At 78.7% G+C, this 2,713-nt stretch carries 1 protein-coding gene; it reads right to left on the minus strand.

Going from position 1 to position 2,713, the window contains the following annotated elements:
* Nucleotides 1-5 precede the first annotated feature (5 nt).
* The coding region (locus tag SZN_RS36575) for a cation-translocating P-type ATPase (RefSeq protein ID WP_007505778.1) at nucleotides 6-2,713 on the minus strand (2,708 nt) is incomplete at its 5' end.

Genomic DNA, 2,713 nt, shown 5'->3' on the forward strand with positions numbered 1-2,713 from the left:
CCCGGTCACCGTGCGGTGGCGGGGGTGTGGCGCGGGAGCAGTCGCTCCAGGTGGGGCAGGGTGCGCTGGCCGGCGACCGCGAGCGCGATCGAGGCGGCGACGCCCGCCCAGGCGACCGGTCCGAGAGGCGTGCAGCCGAAGACGTGGCTGACGCCCGGCGTCTCGACCAGGACCGCGAGCGCGGCGGCCGAGCCGAGCGCGGTGGCGCGGACCAGCGGGCTGCCCCGCCGGTCGGCGAGCGTCTGCGCGAGCTGGGTGCCGACGACCGCGCACAGCGCCATCGTGGTGGACCGGCGGGCGCTGCCCGGGGTGAACCGCCCCGTGAGCCAGGCGGCGGTGGCGCCCAGCGTGGTGGTGAGGGCGCGGTGGCGGATCCTGCGGATCAGGGGCGCGCCCAGCAGGGAGGCGCCCAGCGGTTCGCCGGAGGGGGCGGCCGGGGCCTCGCGGGCGGATGCGGCCGAGGGGTCGGCGGGGGCGGACGGGTCTGCCGAACCGGCCGCCCCCGCCGGGTCGTCGGGGGCGGCCGGTTCCCTCGGGGTCACCGCCACCGCCATCGCCGGGAACAGGTCGGTGAACAGGTTCACCAGCAGCATCTGACGGGTCGACAGGGGCGCGGCGCCGGACAGGAGCGTGCCGAGCAGGCCGAAGCCGACCTCGCCCGCGTTGCCGCCGATCAGGATGGCGATGGCGTCCGCGACGCTGTGCCACAGGGCCCGGCCCTCGGCGACGGCGTCGATCAGGACCGTGAGGTCCGCGTCGGTCAGGACCAGGTCGGCCGCGTTGCGGGCCGCGGCCGAGCCGCGGGCGCTGATGCCGACGCCGATGTCCGCGGCACGGATCGCCGCGGCGTCGTTGGCGCCGTCCCCGACCATGGCGACGACCCGCCCGGAGTCCCGCAGCGCCTCGACGACCTGGAGCTTCTGCTCGGGCGCGACCCGTGCCACCACTCCCGCGCCGTTCAGCATCCGGGCGCGCTCCTCCCGGTCCGCGCCGGCCAGTTCGTCGCCGGTGACGACCCCGGTGTCCTCGGGCCAGCCCAGTCGCGCGGCGATCGCCCGCGCCGTCTGCGGGTGGTCGCCGGTCAGCATGACGGGACGTACACCCGCCTCGCGCAGCCCGCGCACCAGGGCAGGCGAGGTGTCGCGCGGTGCGTCGGCGAGGGCGAGCAGACCGGTGAACTCCAGCTCGGCGAGGGGCGGTTCGAGCGCGTCCGGCGCTCCGGCGGCGGTGTCGTCCGGCAGTCGGCGCCGGGCCACCGCGAGGACCCGCAGTCCGTCGCGGGCCAGCGCGTGCGCCGTCTCGGACACCGCCGGGGACGCACCGGTACAGGCGGGCAGTACGGTCTCGGGGGCGCCCTTGACGACGAGTTCGGGGGCGCCGTCCGCGCCGCGGCCGACCGCGGCGGCGTAGCCGCGGGCGGCCTCGAACGGCAGGCCCTCCGTCTGGCTCCAGTCCGGGTCCGCGGGGGCGGCGTCCAGCACGGCTTCGTCGGTGGCGTGCACCGGCCGGTCGGGGCCGCCGTCGAGCCGGGGGCAGGCCCGCGCCGCGACGCGCAGCACGTCCGCGGCCCCGGTCTCGTCCGGCGTGCGGACCGTGCCGCCGGCGTCGGCGGTCCGCACCAGGCGCAGCCGGTTCTCGGTGAGCGTGCCGGTCTTGTCGAAGCAGACCGTGTCCGTGCGGCCCAGCGCCTCCAGGGTGCGCGGGGCCCGGACGAGGACGCCGCGACGGCTGAGCCGGCGGGCCGCCGCGAGCTGCGCCACCGTCGCGACCAGGGGCAGCCCCTCGGGGACCGCGGCGACGGCCACCGCGACCCCGCCGCTGACCGCCCGGCGGACCGGGGTGCCGCGCAGCAGCGACAGGGCGGTCACCCCGGCGCCGCCGGCGAGGGTCAACGGCAGTGCCTTGTCGGTGAGTTCGCGCAGCCGGGCCTGTACGCCCGCCGCGGGCGGGCGGCGGGCGGCGAGCGCCACGGCCCGGGACGCCTCCGTACCGTCCCCGGTGTCCACGACGACGGCCCTGCCGTGCCCGGCGACCACGGTGGTGCCCTCGAAGACCATGCAGCCGCGGTCCGGTACGGCCGCGTGCGGTGTCGGGGCGACGGCCTTGGCCGCGGGCAGCGACTCCCCGGTGAGCGCGGACTCGTCGACCTCCAGTCCGTCCTGCGCCACGAGTCGGGCGTCGGCGGGTACGACGTCGTCCACCTGGAGGGCGATCAGATCGCCGGGCCCGAGCCTGGCGGCGTCCACGACGCGGGGTTCGGAGCGCGGGTCCTCGCCGGTGAGCCGTGCCTTGCGCTTCTGCTCGGCGAGCAGTCCGGACAGCGCCCGCTCGGCCCGCATCCGCTGGACGCCGCCGACGAGCGCGTTCAGGTCGAGCGCGCCGACGACCAGCAGGGCGTCCAGCACCGAGCCGAGGATCGCCTCGGCCGCGGAGCCCACGGCGAGGACGGGCGTGAGGGGGTCGTCGAGTTCGCCGCGCACGGCACGGGCGAGCCGCACCGGCCCGCTCACCGGCGCGAACAGCCGCCGCCTGCCCATGGCGCGCAGCCTCGCGCGCGTGCCGTCGGCGATCCGCTCGGCGAGGGCGGGCGGGGGCGGACGATCCCGCTCCAGCCGGTCGCGGACCTCGGTGTGCTCCAGTTCGTGCCAGGCGACCCGCGGCCGGGGGCGGGGCGCGCGGGCCGACGCGACGCCGAGGGCCGCGCGCGCTCCGC

The organism is Streptomyces zinciresistens K42 (assembly GCF_000225525.1).
GTDB lineage: Bacteria > Actinomycetota > Actinomycetes > Streptomycetales > Streptomycetaceae > Streptomyces > Streptomyces zinciresistens.